Genomic DNA, 20983 nt, shown 5'->3' with positions numbered 1-20983 from the left:
AATCCACTGTTTTTAATTCGTTTAAACCTAAATTTATCTAAGTATAATTTTAAAATAGTAAAGGGCAGCCTTCATAATAAGTCTGCCCTATCTATACTGTATTCATTTTTACGGAACCAATTTTTTCACAACTGGTATTCTTTGCAATACTAACGTGATTATCAGACTTAGAACAATTGTAATCGTTACATTAATAGGTATTGCCAATATTGCATGCACACGCTCATTTACTTTAGGGAAAACCATGTACAACAAATTATTTAATAAGAAGAAGTGAAGAATATAGATTCCAAGGCTTGCTTGATTTATAACACGGAATAACAATGGTAATTCTCTTTCTGATTTTTGGAAAGCATATTTGAAAAATACAAATAATCCAATCGCCATTAGTACAACGCCTGGCGCAAAATATCCGTACCAAAATTGCTCTAACTGTCCATTTGCTTTTACTGTATAGTAATATGTAATAAAGAATGTACTAATAAATCCTACAAGTCCTCCAATGTAAGAAATATTTCTCCACTTTTTCGTCATATCGTAATTGGATAAATAATAACCAAGTAAGAAATATCCTACATAATTTGTAACGTAAAATAATTCAATATTAAAGTTGATAGGATAATAATATTTAACTAAATTGACTACAACAGACGCATATATCCATAAAATTAAAAAGTATTCTATCTCTCTTTTTTTAGCGTTCTTCACAAAGATTTTCAGTAAAGGTGTAATTAAATATATCCCTACAATCATGTATAAGAACCATAAATGTCCCCCAATTGTATCCGTTAAAAAGTGCTTTATCCCCTGCTTTAAAGATGCCGGGAAATATCCTGCATATGCTCCATATGCATAAAATATAGCACTCCAAGCTACAAAAGGTATAATTACTTTACTTGCACGCTTCTGTAAAAATTCCCCGACTGAAATATCTTTCGTTCCTTTTAACAATAAAGCTCCACTAATCATTACAAAAATCGGCACACTCGCACGTGAAATCGATTCAAATAGATTACCAGCCATCCAGCGTGATACATTATTTGCATCTAGCATAGAAGCATAACCAGCAGAAACGTGAATTGTAACCACTGCGATTGTTGCTAGTACACGCAACCAATCCATATATACTAAGCGCTTCATTAACAGCCCTCCTAAATTTACCTATTTAACTTTTCTTTTCCAAACATAATTTTACATCAAATAATGCTATGTTTAAACACATTTTAGTTATATGAACTTACAACATAGACGGCTAAATTTTAATTTTCAAATATAATCATGAAAACCTTTGACTTATGAGTGAAAATAATGTAAATTATCCTTTGGACGAACATTTTTAAACAAACTGAATAAAATATTCGTATTTTAGGGGTGTAAATGATGGAAAACGTATTCGACTATGAAGATATTCAATTAATTCCTGCAAAATGTATTGTGAACAGCCGCTCTGAATGTGATACAACTGTCACTTTAGGTAAACATAAATTTAAATTACCTGTCGTACCTGCTAATATGCAAACGATTATTGATGAAAGAATCGCAACTTATTTAGCTGAAAACAATTACTTCTATATCATGCATCGTTTCCAACCAGAGAAACGTATCTCATTTATTGGAGATATGCAATCACGTGGATTAATCGCTTCTATTAGCGTTGGTGTAAAAGAGGACGAATATGAATTCGTACAACAATTAGCTGCTGAGCAACTTACACCTGAATACATCACGATTGATATCGCACACGGACATTCTAATGCGGTAATCAACATGATTCAACATATTAAAAAGCATTTACCAGAAAGCTTCGTTATCGCTGGAAACGTTGGAACTCCAGAAGCGGTAAGAGAATTAGAAAACGCTGGTGCTGACGCAACAAAAGTTGGTATTGGACCTGGTAAAGTTTGTATTACTAAAATTAAAACAGGCTTTGGAACTGGTGGTTGGCAACTAGCTGCACTTCGCTGGTGTGCAAAAGCTGCAAGTAAGCCAATTATCGCTGACGGTGGTATTCGTACACACGGCGACGTAGCTAAGTCTATTCGATTTGGGGCGACTATGGTTATGATCGGTTCTCTATTCGCTGGTCATGAAGAGTCTCCAGGGGAAACAATCGAAAAAGACGGCAAACTTTATAAAGAGTATTTCGGTTCAGCTTCTGAATTCCAAAAAGGCGAGAAGAAAAACGTTGAAGGTAAGAAAATGTTCGTTGAGCATAAAGGTTCTTTAGAAGACACTTTAATCGAAATGGAACAAGATCTTCAATCTTCTATCTCTTACGCTGGTGGAACAAAATTAGACTCAATTCGTACTGTAGATTATGTAGTCGTGAAAAACTCTATTTTCAACGGGGATAAAGTATATTAATTTTTAAATTTAACTCGAAGGACAAGCAGTTTTATGCTTGTCCTTCTTTTTCATATATAGAAATGTTAAATATTTTCATTTTACTGAATTTTCTAGTATCATGTTTTTAGATACTTATGATAAGGGGGATATAACAAATGAAAAATATAATTGAGAAACGCCATATTCGCGCAGAAGTCCCTACCGAACTAATATGGGACCTCTCTGATTTATACGAATCTGATAAAGAGTGGGAAACTGCATTACGTGTATTAACAGACGATATAAAAAAACTTGAGGCGTTTAAAGGTCAATTACACACTAGCTCCACTACCTTATTACATTGCCTACTTTTAGAAGAAGAGCTTTTAATGAAATTAACAAAACTATACTCCTATGCAAATTTAAAAGAATCAACTGATCGTACAAATCCAGTTATTCAAGCAAACTCTTCTAAAATTGCTGCTTTATGGACGAAAGTGCATACTGCACTATCCTTTATCCATAATGAAATCCTCTCATTCGACGAAGGAACAATTGAAAAATATTTAGCTGAAGAAACAAAACTCGAACCTTTCCGTAAATCATTACTAGACATTCTACACAAAAGGCCGCACACGCTCTCTCCTGAAACAGAAGAAGCTCTTGCTGCACTTGGCGAAGTACATAGTTCTCCATACAAAATTTACGGTATGACTAAATTAGCGGATATGGATTTTACCTCCATACAAGACGAACAAGGAAACGAACTCCCTGTATCATTTGCATTATTTGAAAGTAAATATGAGTTTTCTCCAAGCATAGACATACGTAGAAAAGCGTACTCATCATTTGTTTCCACCTTGAAACGATATAAAAATACAGTGGCAACAACATATGCGACTGAAGTAAAAAAACAAGTAACACTCTCTCGTTTACGCAAATTTGAATCTGTTACTCATATGCTTTTGGAACCTCAAAAAGTTCCACTTGAAATGTATGACAATCAACTTGATATTATATACAAGGAATTAGCACCTCATATGCGCCGTTTTGCAGATTTAAAAAAGAAAGTACTAGGACTCGATCAAATGCTGTTCTGTGACTTACATGCACCTTTAGATCCCGAATTTAATCCAAGCATCACATACGAAGAAGCCGGAAAACTCATTCACGACTCTTTACAAGTATTGGGCGATGAATATGGTTCCATTATCGAAAAAGGATTTAAAGAGAGATGGGTCGATCTTGCAGATAATGTAGGGAAATCAACAGGGGCATTTTGTTCAAGTCCATATGGTTCTCATCCATACATTTTAATTACATGGCAAAATACGATGCGTGGATGCTTCACATTAGCCCATGAATTTGGGCATGCTGGTCATTTTTATTTAGCAAATAAAAACCAGCGTATTATGAATGTACGTCCATCTATGTACTTTGTCGAAGCACCATCTACGATGAACGAATTACTATTAGCACAGCATTTATTAGCGACGACTGACGATAAGAGAATGCGTAGATGGGTGATTCTGCAACTACTCGGCACATATTATCATAACTTTGTTACTCACTTACTTGAGGGAGAATATCAAAGAAGAGTATATACGCTAGCAGAAGAAGGAGAAGCACTTACAGCTACAACTTTAACTGAAATAAAAACAAATGTACTTTCGACATTCTGGGGAAATTCTGTAGAAATTGACGAGGGCGCTGGCTTAACTTGGATGCGTCAACCACATTATTATATGGGCTTATATTCTTACACCTATTCCGCGGGCCTCACTGCATCTACTGCGGTAGCTCAAATGATTAAAGAGGAAGGGCAGCCTGCCGTTGATCGCTGGTTAGATGTACTTCGAGCTGGTGGTACGATGAAACCACTTGAATTAATGAAACATGCTGGAGTAGATATGTCAAAACCAGATGCAATCCGTAAAGCTGTTTCTTACGTCGGTTCCTTAATTGATGAATTAGAACGCTCTTATCAAGAATAAAGTGAAACTTTAATCAGTGGGGGGTGTCCATCCCCCACTGATTATTAGTTGAACCAATCGGGCTTTTACGGGCAGTTGATTCCCTACCTAACTTCTTTGCTTCCGCTGAATTTTGAGGTGGGGGTCTTACTGCCCGTTAATGCGGGATAAAAAATAAGCCCTCGCTTTATGGGGGCTTGTTTTTTATTTATTTTCCAAATCTTTTACGGTATCCACATTTTCTGCATAGCTCTTCGACTGCAACTCTTTTCGAAAATCCATCGACAATGTTTGTTGCTCTTTCACCTTCTATAATGTTAGAAAATGAGTCATTATTAATATTCCCAAGGTTAATAATCCCCTCACCATCTAAACAACAGGGAATAACCGTTCCGTTCGCTAAAATACCCGCTTGATTTCGAAGACCATGACAGAATCCTTTTCCATCATCCTCTTCTTCATGTAATGCCGGCCACTGGAATTCATAGTCTTGATTAATAAAGACACGTTCCGCGATTTTTATACCTTTTCCTGGTGTAAGCTTCTCTTCGATTTGATAAGATAGACCAAACTCATTTTCAATGATGGATAATAAATCTCTATTTTTCTGGATTTCAGCATTCGTTTTATTATCCTGAGTTAAATTCCATAACCGGAGTGAAACAATTAAATCCGATTGACTTGTCGCCTCTCTAATAAAGGAAAGTATACTTCTTACATAACCCTCTTTATCTTGCGAACCTGGATGTCCATCAAAACTGTGTAATGAAAAATTCATTTGTCTTAACGCAGGTTTATTTAAAAGTCTATGCCTTCTCTTATTAATTAACGTTCCGTTCGTTGTAATGTTAACTTTAAACCCTTTTTCATGGCTTAAATCTAACAATTGATCTATTTTTGGATGGAGCAATGGCTCACCCTTCACGTGCAAATAAATGTAGTCTGTGTGAGGTTTAATTTGGTCTAATCTTTTCGCAAAATCCTCCACAGAAATGAATTGCTTCTGCCTTTCCGTCGGCGGACAAAAGCTGCACGCAAGATTACATACACTCGTAATCTCCAAGTAAAACTTTTTAAACTTCTTCACCTTTAATTCCTCACTTCTATGACTACTTATACTTTTTTCCTCTTCATATTACATCACACTTTTTTAGAAATAGAAACATACTTATTTCAGGAAATAAAAGTTTACTACATAAAATACTTCTTTAACCTCTTTTTAATTTCCGGAAGTTGCATATAACTATCATGTTTTCTATCTTTAATCTCTTGAATACCTCTCTCAAGGATTTCTTTCGCTTTCTCTTCTTGCCCTGACATCATATAAAAATCACATACTTTTTCATAAAAAATAATCGGACTTCTTGTAGCATACTCTGCCGCAATATTCCAATCATCAATTTGCGAATAATAGGGAATCCCAATATTCATTACATTCCCTACAAACGCACTAAATTCCGCCTTATCACATTCTGAATTCGTGAGCTTCCAGTGCTGCGCCTTCCTTTTCCATCCTGGAATATTCCACTCTGCATCTCCAGTTATTGCATCATTGACTGGTTTATCTCCCCATTGGTCTTTATACCATTTTGCATACTTTTTTGACGTAACATCCCACATAGTCCAAAACTCACAATAATTTTCAGAGTTCCATGTAATGAGCGAAAAGCTAAAGTTTGGTTCAAAATCACCTTGTTTACGAGAAAATTTAGGTACACTCTTTGCATAACGAAAGCCCAACCTTTGTAGTTCATCGACTAAAAATTTTTCTATATGTAAACTTAGTAGTTGCTTTGGCTTCATACGCTTCTCCTATTACATATTATGAAATATAGAAAACGGCCACATCTGTAGCCGTTTGAATGTACTATTACTATTTATGATACGGTTCACCACGATTAATACGAAACGCTCTATACACTTGCTCAAGCAATACTAATCGCATTAATTGGTGCGGTAATGTCATCTTTGAAAAAGAAAGAGATTCGTTTGAACGCTTCATTACTTCTGAACTTAGTCCAAGTGATCCACCAATTACAAAGGCAACTTTACTCTTTCCATATGTAGCAAGGCGATCTAAGCTTACTGCAAATTCTTCTGATGATTTTTGTTTTCCTTCTATCGCTAGCGCAATGACGTGCGTATCGTCAGAAATTTTATCCAGTATACGTATACCTTCTTTTTCTTTTACAATTAACATTTCTGCTTCACTTAAATTTTCTGGTGCCTTTTCATCTGGCAATTCAATTACTTCTACTTTTGCGTATGCAGATAATCGTTTTAAGTATTCTGCTATACCTTGTTTTAAATATTTTTCTTTTAATTTCCCAATTGAAATAATCGAGATATTCACACGTATTCCCCACCTTACAAACATGTTATCCACATGACTTATCCACATATCCACAAATGTTACCCACATATTGTGTGAGAATCTGTGTTCGATACAACATATGTCGCCTCGTTTTGACAAAATTCACATGTTTTTTTCTCTTTTTCCGAGTTATCCACATTGTTGATAACTGGTGCGACTTCACACTCATCCACAATAATATCTAAAGCTAATTCCACATGTTCTAGACAACAAGGTAAATTCATATTCTTCACCTCACTTTTCTACAATAGAAAACAGGAGGTAGGCCCTCCTGTTTTTAATACTTTTGAACGCCTAGTTTAACCGTTGTTGTTGCTCGTTTTGTACCACGATAAAACGTAAGAGTCATTTTATCATTAATTTTTTTATCATATAAGGCCGTACGGAATCCGATAATATCGCGAACCGGTTTTCCATCTACTGCTACAATCACATCGTGTTCTCGTAAACCAGCATCTACACCTGGCGAAGGACTTTTCACATCTAAAATGCAAACTCCCTCTGTTACATTACCTGGTAAATGCAATGTTTTTGACCAATGATAGTTTGGAATCTCATTTAACGATCTAAGTTCAATTCCAACATACGGTCTCCTTACTTTTCCGTACTTCTCTAATTCATTCATAATTGGAACCGCTCTAGTAACTGGAATAGCTAGTCCAATTCCTTCTACTTCTTTTGCTGCAATTTTCATTGAGTTAATGCCAATTAATTGGCCTGCCGCATTTACAAGCGCACCACCACTATTACCTGGATTAATTGCTGCGTCTGTTTGTAATACTTCTACTTGCCAATCGTAATGTCCATCTTGATCCAAATCTACAGGAACAATACGTTCCTTAGCCGAAATAATGCCTTGTGTGACGGTTCCAGAAAATTGCAGCCCAAGTGGGTTTCCAATCGCAATGACCGGTTCTCCTCTACGAACAGTATTAGAATCGCCAATCTCAATTATTTTTTTCACATGCTTTGCATCTATTTCTAGTACAGCCAAGTCTGTGACTACATCCGTTCCTAATACTTTTCCCGGAACCTTCTTACCATCACTTAAACTTACTTCAATGCGATTTGCTCCAGCAACAACATGATTATTCGTTACAATATAAGCTTGGCCATCTGCTTTTTTATAAATTACACCTGATCCTGTACCAGCTTCTGAATCTGCCTCTGAAAAATTATCTCGTTGAATATTAATAACGCCAACAACAGCTTCAGACGCACGATCAACAGCATCAACAAAGCTAATCTGTTTAATCCCTTGAGCTTCGGCCATATTACTTCCACTTGCTTCAGCTTGTGGAAGCGCGCCCGCATCATTCGCAAATAGAGGAGCTCCAAATGCAAATAACGAAGCTCCTACAATTGTTCCTGCTATACTAGAAATAACAATACCTTTATGCTTCTTTTTTCTTGCACGTTTCATACGATAATTTTCTTCATCAATAAAGGACATATTTGTTCACCCATCTTCCTGAAAACAACTATATTCACCTTTATTGTTTACTAAAATGAAGAATTATACGTATTGAATTTTTGTAGGCATTTTCGGATCTGTATCATGAATTTCGAAGGCTTCTCCCACTCCAAATCCTTTTTCCTCTAATACTTGTGATACTGACATACGTGCTAGTTCTTTCATGTTATTATCTAAACTTAAATGGGCTAAATAAATATGTTTTGTCTCATCTGTAATTACATCCGCCATCGCTAATGCAGCATCCTCATTACAAACGTGCCCCACATCACTTAAAATACGTCGCTTAATACTCCATGGGTAACGTCCCATACGAAGCATTTCCACGTCATGATTACTTTCAAATACGAAAGCATTAGCCCCCTTAATAACACCTTTCATACGGTCACTCACGTATCCCGTATCTGTAATAAGGGCTAACTTTCGATTATTGTTATGAAAAGCATAGAACATCGGCTCTGCCGCATCATGAGAAACCCCAAATGACTCGACCTCAATATCACCGAATGTTTTCACATCCCCAACTGAGAAAATAAACTTTTGCTCAGTTGGGATATTTCCAATTAAATGTTCCATTGCATTCCATGTTTTCTCATTTGCATAAACAGGTAAATCATATTTACGTGCCAATACACCTAACCCTTTAATATGGTCACTATGTTCATGTGTTACAAGAATACCTGATACATCATTTATATTTAGTTCTGCCTGTTTAAATAAAGCCTCTGTTGCTTTACCACTTAAACCTGCATCGACGAGTAATTTTTTTTCATCTGTTCCTACATATAGCATATTCCCTGTACTTCCACTTGCAAGTACGCTAAAATGCAACCCCATTCTTTCTCACTCCAGTATGTTCATCAACCACTTGATTTTCCCTTTCCCCTAATTCCATAACTTGTCCTTCAATTGCATTTACAAAGAAGTCCTGCTTCTGCTCCGTTTTTAAATTCCACGTTGGAGCAAGTACTTGGTTATTAGAAGTAGATGCGGTAAGGGTGGCATAACCAATTTGTGCTTCTTTTACATGTGTATTCCCATGAACTTTATTTTTTAAATACAGATTCTCTAAAGCCGTTTGAGCAGTAATAATTTCTTGCTGTTTCGTTTTTTCACTTTCGCCCATTTCTTTTAAATCAGTTAGCATCGTCTGTGTGTACGACACAAGTTCATTTTTTTCATTTAATTCCACAACAATCATTGCCTGATCGTTATAGAAAATAGGCTTATCTTTATAATTTTGGAAGAAGTAAATTTTAGAGTCTTTCATCGCCCCATACTCATACTTTTGTCCATCCAATACATAGTTCTTCAAAAAATCACTATACTTATCTTTGGATAATGATTTTGTATTCAAAAAGGGCTCTTTTAGCTTACTTTCTATCTTGTACATATTTTGTATATGCGCTGTTTGATTTTTTAAAGACTGTACATCTTCTTCTTTAAATGCCTTGTTTTCCGCCCTAATAAATGACTCTTTTTTCGGTTCTTTAGGGAAATTACCCATAGTAATTTTGTTCGCTTTTAATTCTTGATCTATCTTTGTTTCTGCAATAAGCTCCAATTGATTACTATCTTGCTTTTGAATGAATTGAAAAATGAGAAAGAGGTCCAAAACAAAAAAGGTCACAATAAATATGGTTTTAATCCGATCCCAATCCATTTAGTCCTCCCTCACTCCACTCATATATTTTTTGTTTGCCAGCTTCATCTTCAACAAACTTTACATACCAAATTGGCTGTAGTCGAGCCACTTGCCCATCTAGTGATAATTTGTATCCAATACCAACGTCTTTAATGAATCTTTTATCTACCGCGGCGTTATTTTCTAAGGATGCCATTACAACGTGACCTGATGGAAGAGTAACCTTCTGTTCTATGCCTTTCGTATTTAAAGACAACAACGGTCTTTCATATTCCATTACGTCTTCTGATCCCCATACTTGTCTCAATTCAGCTAATCCATCTGTATTGAATACGGAATATCCATCTTCGTGTAAACGGAATACCGTCTGTCCTTTATTCATATAGTCCAAACGATATGAATCCAAACTCCCACTGTGACCATTTACAAAATCAAAACTTTTTTGTAAAAGCATTAAATTATCTGTCGTTTTCTCACTTGAAACCGAAGAATTTTTATACTTTAACATATGCTGATCGTTTTCAATCTCCATGGACCTAATACCATCTGTAAATGTTTCTTTTGATTTCTCAGTAATAGGGCTTAAATAACGTGGGTCACTAAAAAGAGCATTCTTAAATGTATCAACCGCTAAATTAGATGAAATATATGTTATATTACTTAATTCTGTCGTTCCATCTGGTAAAAATAGCTTTTTCATATCATTAATTTGATAGTCAAAATAAGGTTTTGCCGATACTATAAATTGATTTTGTGCATTTACAACATCTTTTAAATATACACCACTTAATTTTGCTTCATATATTCTAGAGTTATCACCATCAGAAACAAAATTAATTTTAATTTCTTGATCTCTACTTCTAGAAGGATCAAGAATAATTCGATTAAAATGTTTAGGTTTATCTATACTTTTTTCTTTTATATTAAACATAGACTTAACTGCATCAAATGGGATGTTGGTAGGAAAAACAAGTTCAATTTTCCCTTCACCATGCACATAAGAAAGGAAATCACCTTTAGCAATCGGTATCTCTTTGAAATCATATAACTCCCCTGCTTCCAAAGTTTTATAGATTGATTCTATATCTCCCTCTCTTTTACTCCCGTAATGATTTTTATCTTTATGCACGATGATAGAAGTAGGACGGACAACATCAGCGATTTTAGTTTGAGTAGTTCCTTCATTCCCCTGCACAAATTTTGCGTTTTGCATAGACGTGGAATCTGGCACATACGTCCATAAGTTAAAAGTAAGAAATAAGCTAATTACAACTAAATTAATTAAAACTATCGTTTTAACATTTTCCATACTCATTCCCAATCGTCCTCTTCATCCGCTGCCATCGGCAATGTGAAGTAAATAGTTGTCCCTTTTCCTTCCTCACTCTTCGCCCAAATCGAGCCACCATGTGCCTCAATCATTTCTTTCGCAATTGCTAATCCAAGTCCTGTACCACCCATTTGTCTTGAACGTGCTTTATCTACGCGATAGAAACGTTCAAAGATTTTATCGACATTTTCTTTTGGAATACCCATTCCTTGGTCACTTACACTAATCTCTAATAATTCCCCGCGATCACGTAAGCGATATGTTACTGTTCCACCTTCTGGTGAATACTTTAATGCATTCGAAATAATGTTATACAAAACTTGCGTAATTTTATCCGTATCCATATCAATAAATCGGGATTTCTTAGAGAAAGATCGTTTGAAACTTACGTTTTGCTCTTTAGACATTTCAAAACGATCTATAATGTTATTAAAGAAGTCAGTAAAGTCGACCCATTCTTTCATTAAACGGTGTTCTGTACTATCGAGTTTAGAAAGTTGCAATAATGCATTTACAAGTCTAATCATTCTTTCTGTTTCTTCTTGTGTAACTGTTAAAAATTGTGGTGCAATATTCGGATCTTGCCATGCGCCGTCCGTAAGTGCCTCTAAGTAACTGCGCATCGTTGTTAATGGCGTTCTTAATTCATGGGAAACGTTTGCCACAAACTCACGGCGTTCCCTTTCTATACGCTCCTGCTCAGTTACGTCATATAATACGGCTATTAAACCATTTGCTTTCCCTGTCTCTTTTTGAATAACAGAGAAACTAGCACGTAGAATATATGGTTCATTTCTCGTACTAAAATCTAATAAAACGGAATCAGGCTCTTCGTATAAATGATCGAGCGTAAATTCTTCTTGTATCCCTAATACTTCTAAAACAGATTGATCGAGCGCCGTTTCACGCGAAACATTTAGCATCTTTTCCGCAGGATCATTTAATAAAATAATGTCCCCTTTTCGGTCAGTAGCAATTACTCCATCTGTCATATGTGATAAAACGGATGATAATTTACGTCTTTCACTTTCCGTTGAAGAACGAGCTTGTTGTAATTTTTTTGATAAATTATTGAAAGATAATGCTAATTGCCCAATTTCATCATGGCTATGGACTTTTACTTTTCTTGAATAGTTCCCTTTTGCCATTTCAATCGCTTGTCTTCGCATATCTGAGATTGGTCTCGTAATCGTTTGAGCTAACAAAATTCCAAGTACAGCTGTTACGAGTAATGCAATAACGGTTCCAGTCGCAAAAATTTGATTAATATCCTTCATCTGTTTATAAACATCTTCCATAGATGCAACAATGTAAATAACACCAAGTGGATCCTTACCGTTATCATCTATAATAGGAGTAAGCATAACTTGTACACGATGGCCTGTACGACCATCCTTCTCAATTTTCACTTCTGGCTTTTTTTGTACCAATACCCGTTGAACAGCAATATCAGTTGATGTTCTATTTACCTTGTTTTGCTTTGACTCATCTGAAATAGCAAGTAACTTTCTATTCGAATCAAATACACTTACCTCTTGGATATCTTTCTTTCGATCAGAGGCAAATTTTCGAATTGAAGTTTTAATCGTTTCATCTGTTGATTCTGTTTCTGCTTTTGTATGACTTTTTTTAAACTCTTGTTTCAAGTTATATGCTAATAAGTTCGTTTGCTGCGTTAAAGAATCTCTAAAGCCTTGTACAAGACTCTTTTCTAACTCCCTTACGAAATATACTCCAATAACTTGCATTGCTATTAATATTAATAGCATATATATGAGTACAAATTTTAAATGAATAGATTGAAAAAAACCGACTTTCTTCATATACTATTCCTGCTCTGGGTCACGCAAGTAATACCCTACTCCACGTCTAGTTACAATTAAAGTGGGGTGACTTGGATTATCTTCAATTTTTTCACGTAAACGACGCACTGTTACATCCACTGTACGTACATCTCCAAAATAGTCATAACCCCAAACCGTTTGCAATAAATGTTCACGAGTCATAACTTGTCCTAAATGTTTTGCTAAATAATGTAGTAGCTCAAATTCACGATGTGTAAGTTCAATATTTTCCTCACGTTTCGTTACACTATATGCATTTGGATTGATAACAATTGGCCCAATAACCATTTCTGTGTTTTCTTCTTTTTCTGCAGCACCACCTTGTTGATGGCGGCGTAAATTCGCCTTCACACGAGCAAGTAATTCCCTCGTACTAAATGGCTTCGTTACATAATCATCTGCCCCAAGCTCAAGTCCTAATACTTTATCAATTTCAGAGTCCTTTGCTGTAAGCATAATAATCGGCATTTCTGAGCTTTTACGTATTTCACGACAAACCTCCAAGCCATCCTTACCTGGTAGCATAATATCTAATAAAACCATATCTGGCTGCTCTTCATTCGCTTTTTCAATCGCTTCATCACCATCATGCGCCATTACAATTTCAAAACCTTCTTTTTCTAGGTTGAACTTCAAAATATCCGCAATCGGCTTTTCATCATCAACTACTAAAATTTTCTTTCCCATCATCGTCTATTTCCTCCTTATAAAGTGAAACTTTAATCAGTGGGTGTTTTCTTCATCATCCACTGATTATTAGCCCTCACCAATCGGGCTTTTACGGGCAGTTGATCCCCCATCTAACTTCTTTTCTTTCGTTGAATTTTAAGGTGGGGCTTACTGCCCGGTAAATAGCGGGTAAAAATATGGTCAATATCCCTAAACACATTGATGTCTACATAGTATGTCCCTATATGACCGCATCTTTTGCTTAAGTACTTTTTCCTCTATTCTCACAGACTCATGTATGATCCACTTTTACACGGAATCCTATACGATCTATAGAAAAACCTCTAGCTTCAACTGCTAGAGGCTCCTCATTCTATTTTAAAATAACTACTCAATTTTGTAAAATTACACAAATAAAAAGGATATTAAGTGGGCCCACTTAATATCCTGAGAGTGGCTCGGGACGGAATCGAACCGCCGACACGAGGATTTTCAGTCCTCTGCTCTACCGACTGAGCTACCGAGCCAAAACTATATATAAAACCACTAATGGTGGTATAAACAAAAGTGGCGGTCCCGACCGGGGTCGAACCGGCGATCTCCTGCGTGACAGGCAGGCATGTTAACCACTACACCACGGGACCAAAAATGAACATAAAAAAAACATGACCCGTACGGGATTCGAACCCGTGTTACCGCCGTGAAAGGGCGGTGTCTTAACCACTTGACCAACGGGCCACGAAAAATAAAATGGTGAGCCATGAAGGATTCGAACCTTCGACCCTCTGATTAAAAGTCAGATGCTCTACCAACTGAGCTAATGGCTCATACTCACCAACGTCATATTTTCGTGACGACAAGATGTATCATAACATATTTTCTTTGTTTTTTGCAATACCTTTTTTCATTTTTTTATAAAAGATAAGAAAAAACTCATGCGGACATGAGTTTTTTCTCAAAAATATCAATTAAGCTTCGTATACGTTACGAACGATATTTGTTTGGTTACGATCTGGTCCAACTGAGAACATAGATAATTGAATTCCTGTTAACTCAGAAACACGTTCTACGTATTTTCGTGCATTTTCAGGAAGCTCGTCTAATGATTTTACACCAGTAATATCTTCTGTCCAACCTGAAAGCTCTTCGTATACAGGCTCACATTTCGCTAAAATGTTTAAGTTTGCTGGAACTTCATCGATAACTTCGCCATTGTATTTGTAAGCAACACAAATTTTAAGAGTCGGAATACCTGTTAGAACATCGATAGAATTTAATGATAAATCTGTTAAACCACTAACACGACGTGCATGTCTTACAACAACGCTATCGAACCAACCTACGCGGCGTGGACGACCAGTTGTCGTTCCATACTCACGACCAACTTCACGAATTTGATGACCAATTTCATCATTAAGCTCAGTAGGGAATGGACCATCACCTACGCGGCTTGTATATGCTTTACATACACCTACAACGCGAGTAACTTTTGCAGGACCAACTCCAGTTCCAACTGTTACACCACCAGCAATCGGGTTAGAAGATGTAACGAACGGGTACGTACCGTGATCGATATCAAGCATAACACCTTGTGCACCTTCAAATAATACACGGTGATTGTTATCTAGTGCATCATTTAATACAACAGATGTGTCGCATACATATTGTGCGATTTGTTGTCCATATTCGAAGTACTCTTCAAAGATTTCTTCTACGCTGAAACCTTCTGTATCGTACATTTTTTCAAATAAACGATTTTTCTCTACTAAATTGCGCTCAAGCTTCTCTTTAAATGCTTCACGGTCTAAAAGATCAGCCATACGAATACCGATACGAGCAGCTTTATCCATATATGCAGGACCGATACCTTTTTTCGTTGTACCGATTTTGTTATCACCTTTACTCGCTTCTTCTAACTCATCTTGTTTTAAGTGATAAGGTAAAATAACGTGCGCACGGTTACTTACACGTAAATTATCAGTACTTACACCACGATCATGTAAGTATTTTAACTCTTCAAGTAATGCTTTCGGATCTACTACTAAGCCATTTCCGATTACACAAATTTTCTCTTTATAGAAAATACCAGATGGAATTAAGTGTAATTTATATTTAACTCCGCCGAAAACAATTGTATGTCCCGCGTTATTTCCACCTTGATATCTTGCAACTACTTCCGCATGCTCAGAAAGAAAATCAGTGATTTTACCTTTTCCTTCGTCGCCCCATTGTGTTCCTACAACTACTACTGAAGACATTATTAAAGCACCTCCGCGATTTTCAAACGATCTATTCAAACAATATAATTGTACCAAAACCGAAAAAGAAGTCAACCAAAAAGCGAACATTTTTTTATTAAAATTCATTTTCGTTCGTAAGAATTATATTTTCACATTATGAAAGCCTTATCTTTTCTATATAAAAAAAGAAACACATCTTATTATAAGAAATGTGTTTCTTTTTTATACTGCCTTTATGCCCCATCTTCAAAGCGTCGTTCTAAGTTGACGAATTTATTAAATTCCTTAACAAACGCAAGCTCTACTGAACCTACGGGACCGTTACGCTGCTTTGCAATAATAATTTCAATCGTATTTTTATTTTCCGTTTCTCGGTCATAGTAATCTTCACGATATAAGAAGGCTACAATATCAGCATCCTGCTCGATACTTCCCGATTCACGAATATCAGACATCATCGGACGTTTATCTTGACGAGATTCTACACCACGAGATAGCTGTGACAAGGCAATAACAGGTACTTGCAATTCACGCGCAATCCCTTTTAATGTACGAGAGATCTCAGATACTTCCTGCTGACGGTTTTCTCCTGATTTCCCGCTTCCTTGAATAAGCTGTAAATAGTCAATCAAAACCATCCCGAGACCTTGTTCTTGTTTTAATCTACGACATTTCGCTCGAATCTCATTTACTTTAATCCCTGGTGTATCATCAATATAGATGCCAGCATTAGAAAGACTACCCATCGCCATCGTTAATTTCGCCCAATCATCAGAAGTTAATGAACCGGTACGAAGTCTTTGTGCATCGATATTCCCTTCTGCACAAAGCATACGCATAACAAGCTGATCAGAACCCATCTCAAGACTAAAAATCGCTACATTTTCATCCGTTTTCGTCGCTACGTTTTGTGCGATATTTAATGAAAATGCGGTTTTCCCTACTGATGGACGTGCCGCTACGATGATTAAATCATTTCGCTGGAAACCTGCGGTCATCTTATCTAATTCAGTAAATCCAGTTGGTATCCCAGTAACTTCACCTTTTTGATTATGCAAAAGTTCAATTTTATCGTAAGCATCTACAAGAACATCTTTAATGTTTTGGAATGCTTTTGCATTCGTTTGGTGAGATACTTCTAATATTTTTTTCTCAGCCTCATTTAAAAGGCCATCCACATCATCTTCTCTCTCATACCCATCAGACACGATATGAGTCGCCGTTCGAATCAATCGACGTAAGAGCGCCTTTTCAGCGATGATTCGTGCATAATATTCTACGTTAGCAGCAGTTGGAACGACTTCTGCTAGTTCTGCTAAGTAAGAAACCCCACCAACTTCTTCTAATAATCCTTGATCAGCCATTGCTGATGTCATTATTACTAAGTCAATCGGTTCTCCTTTATCAGATAACCCAAGCATGACTTCAAAAATCTTTTGATGTTTCGTTCGATAAAACGAGTCAGGTACCAATAATTCCGATGCTGCCGTTAATGCATCTTGATCAATTAATATGGCCCCTAAAACTGCCTGCTCAGCCTCTATATTATGCGGAGGGGTACGATCAGCCATTACATCACTCATACGCAATCCTCCTTGCTTAACTTATTTTTATTGTTCACTAACATGAACTTTTACTGTTGCTGTTACTTGCGGATGCAATTTCACAGTAACGTTTGTATAGCCTAATGCACGAATTGCATCATCCATTTCAAATTTACGCTTATCAAGTTTAATCTTGTGTGATTTTTGCATTGCATCTACGATTTGTTTACTTGTGATTGAACCAAATAGACGGCCACCTTCTCCAGATTTAGCCTTTACTTCCACAGTTAGTTTCTCTAACGTTTCTTTTAATTGTTTTGCACTTTCAAGCTCTGCCTCTGCATCTTTTTCTTCTTTGCGTTTTTGAGCTTCTAAAGTTTTCATACTGCTATTTGTCGCCTCAGCAGCTAATCCTTGTTTTAGTAAGAAGTTATTTGCATAGCCATCTGGTACGTTTTTTACTTCTCCTTTTTTCCCTTTACCTTTTACGTCTTTTAGAAAAATTACTTTCATGATTGTGTGCCTCCCTGTAAATAGTCATCAATAACAAATTGAAGCTTCTCCTCAGCTTCATCTACTGTAACATTTTTCATTTGTGTGGCTGCATTCGTTAAATGCCCGCCACCGCCTAAATTCTCCATAATTAGCTGCACATTCACTTCACCTAAAGACCTGCCGCTAATTCCAATGAAATTCTCGCCACGTTTTGCAATAACAAATGATGCAATAATCCCTGTCATTGTTAATAATGTGTCCGCCGATTGCGCAATAAGCACTTGATCGTAGTAATCATCACTATCCACTTTTGCAATCGCAATTCCATTTGTATAAATGTACGCATTTTTAATAGCTTTTGCAACCCGTAAGTACTGATCCATATCTTCTTTTAAAAGCTCTTGTACAAGTACAGTATCTGCACCATGTGAGCGTAAATAAGAAGCGGCATCAAACGTACGAGCACCTGTCCGGAATGTAAAGCTTTTCGTATCAACAATAATACCCGCTAACAATGCTGTCGCTTCTAACATTGTCATTTTTAAATTTTTCGGTTGGTATTCAAGTAATTCTGTAACAAGTTCTGCCGTGGAAGAAGCATATGGCTCCATGTACACAAGCAATGGATCTTCAATAAAATCTTCTCCTCGGCGATGATGGTCAATTACAACTACATTTTCAATTTTGTGTAGCAGCTTTTCTTCCATCACCATTGAAGGTTTATGCGTATCAACAACAACAAGTAAGGAATCATCATTTGCAAATTCCATCGCTTGTTCTGGTGTAATAAAGTGAGACCATAACTCTTCGTTTTGTTTCACTTTATCCATCAAACGCTTAATTCCCTTATCAGAATCATTTTCATCTAGCACAATATATCCTTTGCGCTCATTTAATTGCGCTACCTTTAAAATACCAATCGCAGCACCAATCGCGTCCATATCAGGAGCCCTGTGCCCCATTATAATGACGTTACTGCTTTCTAATACTAAATCCTTTAATGCGTGCGAAATAACTCTGGCACGTACACGAGTACGTTTTTCTACTGGATTTGTCTTACCACCATAAAACTTAACTTTACCTGTTGCTTGCTTAATAGCCACTTGATCTCCACCGCGACCAAGTGCAAGGTCTAAGCCGGACTGAGCCATTGCCCCAAGCTCTGATAAAGGTAAATCACCTGATCCAACACCTACACTTAAGGTGAGTGGTATATTCCTTTTGGATGTTTCTTCACGCACCTGATCTAAAATGCTAAATTTCCCTTTCTCCATCTGTGCTAAAATACTTTCATTTAGCACAACAAAGAATCTTTCTGAAGATGCACGTTTTAAATATGCCCCATACTTAACGGCCCATTCATTTAGGCGTGATGTTACAAGACTTGTTATATTCGTACGTAATTGATCATCTAATCCCTGTGTAACTTCATCATAATTATCTAAATAAATGACAGCTAAAACAGTACGTTGATCCTCGTACATCTTTTCAATCTCAGTTTGTTCCGTTACATCAAAGAAATAAATTAACTTTTCTTCTTTCCTTACAAAGACACGAAACTTTCGATTATTTAATGAGACTATATCATCGGAAGTTTCTCCTTTAATAAAAAGAAGTAACGTTTCCGACACATCATAAAGGTGCCATCCAGCTAATGCATGCTGTCCTAGGCATGAAGATAAATAAGGATTCGCCCAATCAATCCCATAATCCTTATTGTATAACAAAATACCAATCGGCATTTGGTTAAATGCCTCATTACTCACCTTCTTTACCCTTGTAATCATCTCTGTCGTATGTTTTTCAAAGTTCTTTTGAAAGGTAAGTTCAAATCGTACAACAACAAAAAGGACGATACAAAAAATGAAAAAGGAGACTATCCCCATCATTAAATGAAAGTAACAAAGGATCGAAATGAGCACAAACACAAAAAATGCCAATACATAAACAGGATATAAAAACCACTGTTTCTTATAAAATTCAGGCATGTATACAACTCCTATAAAGTAAAACTAACTCATCTTCCAGTTAGTTAAACAGATTAAAATAGTATAAGGAATATGACTTTATCCTCCTATTTTAGAACGCAATGAAATCCCTAAATCAATTATACCTAAGATTGTCACAAGAGGAAACAGCATCGGAATAAACATGCAGACAATAAAACTAATAATAGGAACCCCTTTCGTAAAACCTTTGCTATGCGCTAGAAAAGCGATAAATGTCAGACCTTGCAGTACTAGTAGTAAAGCAAATATGACATATAGGTTAGAAAATACCATATGTAAATATGATGTCGGTTCTACTTTTATAAAAGTTGATAGCAAAATAAATATAACGTAATACCAAACAATACTCTTTGGTAATTGTATATCTTTAAATTTAGGCCAAGGTATAACGTCATGTTTTAGTTTTCTCAAAACACTACCCGATATCATAACTGTAATCCAAGACAAACATACCGAGACCATCACAAGTAAACTTGGGAATAAAGTTTGTAACACATCATTAAATTGTGTAAATAACTCTTTTTGTTCTTTACTAACAGGCATACCCGCAGCATTAACTATCTTTTCACTTTGCGCCATACTTTCATTAAACATATTTTGCATTTGCTTCATTAAATCTATGTTAAAAAACTTTATACTCGCAACATAAATGAGCATAATACCAATTAAGTACGCAAGCGTCCCCGCCATCAAAATTTCTATCGGCTTTTTTCGTTTTTTATACATATATCCTAAAACGATACCTATCAATCCAAACATAGTTGTCTTTACTAGGTTCATCGGTTGACTGACAATAACAGTAATAAAAAGTGCCGCCATAAAAATTACGAAGGCGTTAGATAATCTATACCTTATCGTTAGCAATATAAACGGCAATGGCAATGCAAACGTTACAACTGTACCTAAAATCGGAACATACATAGATATAAGCAATAACATTGCATATATCGCTAACAGTGCTGCACCCTCAGTAATAAATTTCGTATTCTTCATCATCTAACCTCTCTTTCAAAAAAAGAAAAGCATAGCAAAATGCACAGTAGAGTCCGACTCTACTGTGC

18 protein-coding genes and 4 tRNA genes are annotated in these 20983 nt (G+C 36.2%); 2 read left to right on the top strand and 20 right to left on the bottom strand.

The window, feature by feature from the left end; translation table 11 throughout:
- Window positions 1-108: 108 nt before the first annotated feature.
- Window positions 109-1140, bottom strand: a complete 1032-nt coding sequence (locus tag ACXVYO_RS01115; RefSeq protein WP_458465815.1) for an acyltransferase — start codon at window positions 1138-1140, stop codon at window positions 109-111.
- Between the two features lie 240 nt (window positions 1141-1380).
- Here ACXVYO_RS01115 and guaC point away from each other — a divergent pair, with 240 nt between their 5' ends.
- Window positions 1381-2364: a GMP reductase gene (gene guaC / locus ACXVYO_RS01110; RefSeq protein ID WP_458465814.1), complete on the top strand. Its 984-nt coding sequence runs from the start codon at window positions 1381-1383 to the stop codon at window positions 2362-2364.
- 137 nt (window positions 2365-2501) lie between these two features.
- On the top strand, window positions 2502-4319 hold the full coding sequence (pepF, locus tag ACXVYO_RS01105) for an oligoendopeptidase F (RefSeq protein WP_458465813.1): 1818 nt from the start codon (window positions 2502-2504) through the stop codon (window positions 4317-4319).
- Between the two features lie 187 nt (window positions 4320-4506).
- Here pepF and ACXVYO_RS01100 read toward each other — a convergent pair whose 3' ends face one another.
- From ACXVYO_RS01100 to ACXVYO_RS01010, 19 genes are all read right to left on the bottom strand, one after another.
- Window positions 4507-5385 (bottom strand): radical SAM/SPASM domain-containing protein, encoded by an 879-nt coding sequence (locus tag ACXVYO_RS01100; RefSeq protein ID WP_000713629.1) that lies wholly within the window; start codon window positions 5383-5385, stop codon window positions 4507-4509.
- Window positions 5386-5489: 104 nt separating this feature from the next.
- The gene (locus tag ACXVYO_RS01095; RefSeq protein ID WP_458465812.1) at window positions 5490-6101 is read right to left on the bottom strand and encodes a hypothetical protein; all 612 of its coding nucleotides are present in this window, start codon (window positions 6099-6101) and stop codon (window positions 5490-5492) included.
- A gap of 70 nt (window positions 6102-6171) precedes the next feature.
- Window positions 6172-6651 (bottom strand): 23S rRNA (pseudouridine(1915)-N(3))-methyltransferase RlmH, encoded by a 480-nt coding sequence (rlmH, locus tag ACXVYO_RS01090; RefSeq protein WP_001027003.1) that lies wholly within the window; start codon window positions 6649-6651, stop codon window positions 6172-6174.
- Window positions 6652-6710: 59 nt separating this feature from the next.
- On the bottom strand, window positions 6711-6896 hold the full coding sequence (locus tag ACXVYO_RS01085) for a CxxH/CxxC protein (protein ID WP_001052827.1): 186 nt from the start codon (window positions 6894-6896) through the stop codon (window positions 6711-6713).
- A 53-nt stretch (window positions 6897-6949) separates the two neighbouring features.
- Window positions 6950-8125 carry a S1C family serine protease gene (locus tag ACXVYO_RS01080; protein WP_097845638.1) on the bottom strand — a complete coding sequence of 392 codons (1176 nt, stop codon included), beginning with the start codon at window positions 8123-8125 and terminating at the stop codon, window positions 6950-6952.
- Window positions 8126-8188: 63 nt separating this feature from the next.
- Entirely contained in the window at window positions 8189-8983 is a 795-nt protein-coding gene (locus tag ACXVYO_RS01075; protein WP_000522836.1) for an MBL fold metallo-hydrolase, read from the bottom strand.
- On the bottom strand, window positions 8967-9809 hold the full coding sequence (locus tag ACXVYO_RS01070; RefSeq protein ID WP_458465811.1) for a two-component system regulatory protein YycI: 843 nt from the start codon (window positions 9807-9809) through the stop codon (window positions 8967-8969). Before ACXVYO_RS01070 ends, ACXVYO_RS01075 begins: the two co-directional genes overlap by 17 nt.
- On the bottom strand, window positions 9790-11106 hold the full coding sequence (locus ACXVYO_RS01065; protein ID WP_458465810.1) for a YycH family regulatory protein: 1317 nt from the start codon (window positions 11104-11106) through the stop codon (window positions 9790-9792). The genes ACXVYO_RS01070 and ACXVYO_RS01065 overlap by 20 nt, the downstream gene beginning before the upstream one ends.
- Entirely contained in the window at window positions 11103-12944 is a 1842-nt protein-coding gene (gene walK / locus ACXVYO_RS01060; protein WP_000755360.1) for a cell wall metabolism sensor histidine kinase WalK, read from the bottom strand. Before walK ends, ACXVYO_RS01065 begins: the two co-directional genes overlap by 4 nt.
- Before the next feature lie 3 nt (window positions 12945-12947).
- The gene (walR, locus tag ACXVYO_RS01055) at window positions 12948-13655 is read right to left on the bottom strand and encodes a cell wall metabolism DNA-binding response regulator WalR (protein WP_000971865.1); all 708 of its coding nucleotides are present in this window, start codon (window positions 13653-13655) and stop codon (window positions 12948-12950) included.
- A 433-nt stretch (window positions 13656-14088) separates the two neighbouring features.
- Window positions 14089-14161, bottom strand: a tRNA-Phe gene (locus tag ACXVYO_RS01050).
- 41 nt (window positions 14162-14202) lie between these two features.
- Window positions 14203-14278, bottom strand: a tRNA-Asp gene (locus ACXVYO_RS01045).
- 22 nt (window positions 14279-14300) lie between these two features.
- Window positions 14301-14372, bottom strand: a tRNA-Glu gene (locus ACXVYO_RS01040).
- A 13-nt stretch (window positions 14373-14385) separates the two neighbouring features.
- Window positions 14386-14461 (bottom strand) — tRNA-Lys (locus ACXVYO_RS01035).
- Between the two features lie 141 nt (window positions 14462-14602).
- Window positions 14603-15892 carry an adenylosuccinate synthase gene (locus ACXVYO_RS01030; RefSeq protein ID WP_000100234.1) on the bottom strand — a complete coding sequence of 430 codons (1290 nt, stop codon included), beginning with the start codon at window positions 15890-15892 and terminating at the stop codon, window positions 14603-14605.
- Between the two features lie 215 nt (window positions 15893-16107).
- Entirely contained in the window at window positions 16108-17457 is a 1350-nt protein-coding gene (gene dnaB, locus ACXVYO_RS01025) for a replicative DNA helicase (protein WP_001286239.1), read from the bottom strand.
- Between the two features lie 27 nt (window positions 17458-17484).
- Window positions 17485-17931 carry a 50S ribosomal protein L9 gene (gene rplI / locus ACXVYO_RS01020; RefSeq protein WP_000864239.1) on the bottom strand — a complete coding sequence of 149 codons (447 nt, stop codon included), beginning with the start codon at window positions 17929-17931 and terminating at the stop codon, window positions 17485-17487.
- Window positions 17928-19901: a DHH family phosphoesterase gene (locus ACXVYO_RS01015; RefSeq protein WP_458465809.1), complete on the bottom strand. Its 1974-nt coding sequence runs from the start codon at window positions 19899-19901 to the stop codon at window positions 17928-17930. Before ACXVYO_RS01015 ends, rplI begins: the two co-directional genes overlap by 4 nt.
- 78 nt (window positions 19902-19979) lie before the next feature.
- A complete protein-coding gene (locus ACXVYO_RS01010) occupies window positions 19980-20915 on the bottom strand; it encodes a YybS family protein (RefSeq protein WP_458465808.1) in 936 nt (311 codons plus the stop codon).
- Window positions 20916-20983: the final 68 nt, after the last annotated feature.

It is taken from the genome of Bacillus sp. BC08 (assembly GCF_054326875.1).
The sequence above is the reverse complement of the archived record's forward strand: the minus strand, read 5'-3'. Positions and strand labels throughout refer to the sequence as shown.

Bases quoted from the DNA above. Each gene is read 5' to 3' on its own strand.
- ACXVYO_RS01115 (WP_458465815.1), bottom strand. From the start codon at position 1,140: ATGAAGCGCTTAGTATATATGGATTGGTTGCGTGTACTAGCAACAATC.
- guaC (WP_458465814.1), top strand. From the start codon at position 1,381: ATGGAAAACGTATTCGACTATGAAGATATTCAATTAATTCCTGCAAAA.
- pepF (WP_458465813.1), top strand. From the start codon at position 2,502: ATGAAAAATATAATTGAGAAACGCCATATTCGCGCAGAAGTCCCTACC.
- ACXVYO_RS01095 (WP_458465812.1), bottom strand. From the start codon at position 6,101: ATGAAGCCAAAGCAACTACTAAGTTTACATATAGAAAAATTTTTAGTC.
- ACXVYO_RS01085 (WP_001052827.1), bottom strand. From the start codon at position 6,896: ATGAATTTACCTTGTTGTCTAGAACATGTGGAATTAGCTTTAGATATT.
- ACXVYO_RS01080 (WP_097845638.1), bottom strand. From the start codon at position 8,125: ATGTCCTTTATTGATGAAGAAAATTATCGTATGAAACGTGCAAGAAAA.
- ACXVYO_RS01075 (WP_000522836.1), bottom strand. From the start codon at position 8,983: ATGGGGTTGCATTTTAGCGTACTTGCAAGTGGAAGTACAGGGAATATG.
- ACXVYO_RS01070 (WP_458465811.1), bottom strand. From the start codon at position 9,809: ATGGATTGGGATCGGATTAAAACCATATTTATTGTGACCTTTTTTGTT.
- ACXVYO_RS01065 (WP_458465810.1), bottom strand. From the start codon at position 11,106: ATGAGTATGGAAAATGTTAAAACGATAGTTTTAATTAATTTAGTTGTA.
- walK (WP_000755360.1), bottom strand. From the start codon at position 12,944: ATGAAGAAAGTCGGTTTTTTTCAATCTATTCATTTAAAATTTGTACTC.
- walR (WP_000971865.1), bottom strand. From the start codon at position 13,655: ATGATGGGAAAGAAAATTTTAGTAGTTGATGATGAAAAGCCGATTGCG.
- ACXVYO_RS01030 (WP_000100234.1), bottom strand. From the start codon at position 15,892: ATGTCTTCAGTAGTAGTTGTAGGAACACAATGGGGCGACGAAGGAAAA.
- dnaB (WP_001286239.1), bottom strand. From the start codon at position 17,457: ATGAGTGATGTAATGGCTGATCGTACCCCTCCGCATAATATAGAGGCT.
- rplI (WP_000864239.1), bottom strand. From the start codon at position 17,931: ATGAAAGTAATTTTTCTAAAAGACGTAAAAGGTAAAGGGAAAAAAGGA.
- ACXVYO_RS01015 (WP_458465809.1), bottom strand. From the start codon at position 19,901: ATGCCTGAATTTTATAAGAAACAGTGGTTTTTATATCCTGTTTATGTA.
- ACXVYO_RS01010 (WP_458465808.1), bottom strand. From the start codon at position 20,915: ATGAAGAATACGAAATTTATTACTGAGGGTGCAGCACTGTTAGCGATA.